This window comes from Aeromonas sp. QDB18, from assembly GCF_027705325.1.
GTDB classification, from domain to species: domain Bacteria; phylum Pseudomonadota; class Gammaproteobacteria; order Enterobacterales; family Aeromonadaceae; genus Aeromonas; species Aeromonas caviae.
Genome location: NZ_JAPDBQ010000215.1, coordinates 1 through 4,200, shown reverse-complemented (window position 1 = coordinate 4,200; position 4,200 = coordinate 1). Strand labels below are relative to the sequence as shown.

Below are 4,200 nucleotides of genomic sequence, written 5' to 3'. Positions count from 1 at the left end.
TCATGCCTCCCTCGCTTTTTTGTCCTGATACTACGTGGACTGGAACTCAAATTCTCTTAAGTGAACAGCATTGCTGCTGTGACAGGCCCTTTTTCATTTTCTGTTGTTCCGAGGGTCAGGCTTCGGCTTTATTCAGCCACTCCACCCTGTACTGGGCGCCGGTGCCCTGGGCCAGCCTGGCGCACAGGGGTTTCAAGAAGGCTTCGATCTGCTCGTCCAGCATCCAGGGGGGGCTGATGATCAGCATGCCGGAGCCGTTCATGCCCCAATCGGCAGTCTGGCCGGCCACTTCCAGCTCGGCCACCAGGACGTTGCCGAAGTTCTCCCGCTTGATCGCTTTGAGCATGTCGCGGGACTTGTCCGCCTCTTGCCCGAGGATGGGATACCAGAGCGCATAGATGCCAGTGGCCCAGCGCTTCTGTGCCTTTTTCAGGGTATCGACCACGGCGAAGTAATCTTCCTTGAGCTCATAGGGTGGGTCGATCAGCACCAGGCCGCGGCGCGGGGTGGGCGGCAGCAGGGCCACCAGCCCCTCGAAGCCGTCGCGATGGTGGACGGCGACGCGGGGGTCGTACCCCATGTTGGCGCGAAGATCTTCCACCTCGTTGTTGTGCAGCTCCATCAGCGCCAGCTTGTCCTGATCGCGGATGAGGCGGCGTGACAGCTCCGGCGAGCCGGGGTAGTAGTGCAGCTGACCATCGCTGTTCATCTCCTCGATGACACCCAGATAGGGGGCCATGGCAGACCACTGGGCCCGCTCATCCCACAGGCGTTTGATCCCGTCGGCATATTCCGCTTTCTTCTGGGACCAGTCGCCGCGCAGGTCGTAGAGACCGCCACCGGCATGGGTGTCCAGCACGATGAAGGGTTTCTCCTTCTTCTTGAGGGACTCGATGATCAGGGCCTGGACGGCGTGTTTGAGCACGTCGGCGTGGTTGCCGGCGTGAAAGGCGTGGCGGTAGCTCAGCATATGAGATCTCTGAGGGGGCCCTGCTGGGCACCCAGTAACGATAGATAGTGAAACAGGTTGCGGCTGTCGCCGCGAAACAGGGCGAGGGTGCGCAGGGTCTGCAGCAAAACCCCCTGTTGCAGCCGCTCCAGCTCCAGTTCGTGGGCCAGCATGGTCTGGTACTCCTCGGCCCCCACCCGTGACTTGGCCTGCTGGCGCAGGGTGCGCCAGGGGAGCAGCACCGCCTCGGTCTGTACCAGGGCCGGTTGCAAGTCCGTGAGGTCGACCGGGATCCGGAGCAGGTCGAGGTGGTACAGCAGGAGCGCCAGGTTGACGTTGCCCCCCATGCTTTGCACGTGGAGCCAGTCCTGGCTGCGCTGGCCATAGGCGCCTGTGCTCCATGTCCAGAACTCGGAAGGGGTGGGCAGGGCGTCGGGGCTGACCCGCTCGCTGGCCATCAAGGCTTCATCACGCAAAGAAGGCCTGCTCCATGGTTTCCAGCTCCTCGGAGAGGCTCATCCACTCCAGCTCGACGTGCTCCAGCTCTTCCTTGAGGGGGCCCTGGGACTTGAGCAGCTCGGAGAGCTTGCCCTTGGCACTCTCTTCATAGATGGCGGGATCGGCCAGCTGCTCTTCCACCGCGGCCAGCTTGGCCTGCAGCTTCTCCATGCTGGCCTCGAGCTTCTCGAGCTTCTGGCGCAGCGGCCGGGTTGCTTGCCGGAACTGGGCCTCAAGGCGCTTCTGATCCTTGCGCGCCACCGCCGAGTTGGCGGAGACGGTGCCATCTGCCGGCTTGGCATTGGCCTCTTTCTCCTGCTCGCCGAGCCACTTGTGGTAGTCGTCGAGATCCCCATCGAAGGGCTCGACCCGGCCGCCGTGGACCAGATAGAAATCATCCGTGGTGGTGCGCAGCAGGTGACGGTCGTGAGAGACCACCACCATGGCGCCCTCGAACCCTTGCAGGGCCATGGTCAGGGCGTGGCGCATCTCCAGATCCAGGTGGTTGGTCGGTTCATCCAGGAGCAGCAGGTTGGGCTTTTGCCAGGTGATGAGGGCCAGCACCAGACGCGCTTTCTCACCGCCGGAGAAGGGGGCCACCTTGTCGAGCACCTTGTCGCCGTGAAAACCGAAGCTGCCGAGGTAGTTGCGAAGCTCCTGCTCGGTCTTGTCCGGCGCGAGGCGCACCAGGTGATCGAGGGGGCTGTCATCGAGGCGCAGGGTCTCGAGCTGATGCTGGGCGAAGTAGCCGATGCTCACCCCGGCGCTCACCTCCAGCTTGCCCGACAGCGGCGGGTTGCTACCGGAGAGCATCTTGATAAAGGTGGACTTGCCCGCGCCGTTGCGACCGAGCAGGCCGATGCGCGACCCCGGCACCAGGTTGAGCTTGATCTTCTCCAGGACCACCTTGTCGCCGTAACCGGCGCTGAGGTTCTCCATGGCGATGAGCGGGGCCGGCAGAGCGGAGGGCTCGCGAAACTCGAAGCTGAACTCGGAGTCGGCGTGAGCGGGCAGGATCTTCTCCATCCGCTCCATGGCCTTCAAGCGGCTCTGGGCCTGACGGGCCTTGGAGGCCTTGTAGCGGAAGCGGTCCACATAGGATTGCATGTGGGCCATCTCCCGCTGCTGCTTCTCGTACATGGACTGCTGCTGGGCCAGGTGCTCGGCCCGTTGCAGCTCGAAGTCGGAGTAGCCGCCGCTGTATTCGTTGAGCTTGCCGTTCTCGATATGGATGATGCGATTCACCACGGAGTCGAGGAAGTCGCGGTCGTGAGAAATGAGCACCAGCGTGCCCTGATAACCCTTGAGCCACTTCTCCAGCCAGATGACGGCGTCCAGATCCAGGTGGTTGGTCGGTTCATCCAGCAGCAGCAGATCGGAGCGGCAGAGCAGCGCCTGGGCCAGGTTCAGGCGCATGCGCCAGCCACCGGAGAAGCTTCTGACCGGCGAGTCGAGCTGATCGCCGCCAAAACCCAGACCGTGCAGCAGCTCGGCGGCGCGGGCGCGAATGCTGTAGGCACCTATGGTATCGAGCTTGCCGTGCAGCTCGGCCACCAGCAGACCGTTGTCATCCGCCTCGGCCCGGGCGAGCTCGGCCTCCAGGGCGCGGAACTCCTTGTCGCCGTCTATCACGTACTCCAGGGCGGAGCAGTCAAGCGCCGGGGTCTCCTGGGCCACGCCGGCAATCTGCCAGCTGGCGGGCAGGCTGAAGCTGCCGTTGTCGATGGCCAGCTCGCCCCGCACCAGCGCAAAGAAGGTGGACTTGCCACAGCCGTTCTTGCCCACCAGGCCCACCTTGTGGCCGGGGTGTATGGTGGCGGACGCGTTGTCCAGCAGCGTGCGGCCGCCGCGGATCAGTTCGATTTGACTGGCAACTATCATGGATGGGTCTGCTTGGCTCGATTGAAGGAGAGAAACTGGCGCGGATCTTACGTGAAATGACACAAATTTGCACTTGAGGGCGGGGGGGATGGCTGCCGCCGGAAAAACGTGTCATAACAGAGACATCTGGGGGGCAGGAGGCTGACCATGTTGATTAAAGAGATCATGACGACCCGGGTCGCGACCGTTTCCATGGATGACAGGCTGAGCGTCATCAAGGAGATCTTCGAGCAGGCCCATTTCCGCCACCTCCTGGTGGTGGAAGAGGAGGAGTTGGTGGGGGTCATCTCGGACCGAGATCTGCTGCGTGCCATCAGCCCCTATCTGGACACGGATGCCGAGATGAACCGGGACACCGAGACCCTCAACCGGCGCGCCCACCAGATCATGAGCCGTGAACCCATCACCGTCTCCCCCGAACGCTCCCTGAAAGAGGCCGCCGGCCTCATGCTGGAGCACCAGATCTCCTGTCTGCCTGTGCTGGAAAACGGCGCCCTGGTGGGCATAGTGAGCTGGAAGGACCTGCTGAGGGTCATGAGCGGCTGGCAGCCGGTCTGAGGGGGCGGGGAAGGTGTGCGGGGAGCCCGTGTCGCCCGGCAGGGCTCCCAGCTTCTCGCTTTGCTGAAAGATTAAACTGCATTCATCAAATTTTTCAGATCGCTTGTGTTGCAAAAATGATTTTAATGGTCATAAATTCTACCGTTGTCATTTAGTGTGACACTATATGTCGCGGCGTCAGCTCGAATTGACGCTTTTATAATTAATCGTTCGCCGCTTCAGTTCCCATCTTAAATACGAAAGGGGACTCCCTCCGACGTAGGTGGGAGGGGAATTTCGCCGGGGCGTCAGCCCCGCTGGTTTTGAATGTATTG

The 4,200-nt window shown here is 62.2% G+C and carries 4 protein-coding genes; 1 reads left to right on the top strand and 3 read right to left on the bottom strand.

The features are described 5' to 3' along the window. Positions 1–115: 115 nt before the first annotated feature. From OKC30_RS19990 to OKC30_RS19980, 3 genes are read right to left on the bottom strand one after another with little or no spacing between them, the layout of a single operon-like run. The gene (locus OKC30_RS19990) at positions 116–970 is read right to left on the bottom strand and encodes a 23S rRNA (adenine(2030)-N(6))-methyltransferase RlmJ (RefSeq protein ID WP_102948406.1); all 855 of its coding nucleotides are present in this window, start codon (positions 968–970) and stop codon (positions 116–118) included. Further along, the gene (locus OKC30_RS19985; protein WP_160839292.1) at positions 964–1,425 is read right to left on the bottom strand and encodes a DUF2390 domain-containing protein; all 462 of its coding nucleotides are present in this window, start codon (positions 1,423–1,425) and stop codon (positions 964–966) included. Before OKC30_RS19985 ends, OKC30_RS19990 begins: the two co-directional genes overlap by 7 nt. Further along, the gene (locus tag OKC30_RS19980; protein WP_160839294.1) at positions 1,418–3,328 is read right to left on the bottom strand and encodes an ABC transporter ATP-binding protein; all 1,911 of its coding nucleotides are present in this window, start codon (positions 3,326–3,328) and stop codon (positions 1,418–1,420) included. Before OKC30_RS19980 ends, OKC30_RS19985 begins: the two co-directional genes overlap by 8 nt. 147 nt (positions 3,329–3,475) lie before the next feature. Here OKC30_RS19980 and OKC30_RS19975 point away from each other — a divergent pair, with 147 nt between their 5' ends. Then, positions 3,476–3,886 carry a CBS domain-containing protein gene (locus OKC30_RS19975; RefSeq protein WP_042865010.1) on the top strand — a complete coding sequence of 137 codons (411 nt, stop codon included), beginning with the start codon at positions 3,476–3,478 and terminating at the stop codon, positions 3,884–3,886. Positions 3,887–4,200: the final 314 nt, after the last annotated feature.

What these genes read in the sequence shown, in the direction of transcription:
- OKC30_RS19980 (WP_160839294.1), bottom strand. Translation starts at nt 3,328, where the DNA reads ATGATAGTTGCCAGTCAAATCGAACTGATCCGCGGCGGCCGCACGCTG.
- OKC30_RS19975 (WP_042865010.1), top strand. Translation starts at nt 3,476, where the DNA reads ATGTTGATTAAAGAGATCATGACGACCCGGGTCGCGACCGTTTCCATG.
- OKC30_RS19990 (WP_102948406.1), bottom strand. Translation starts at nt 970, where the DNA reads ATGCTGAGCTACCGCCACGCCTTTCACGCCGGCAACCACGCCGACGTG.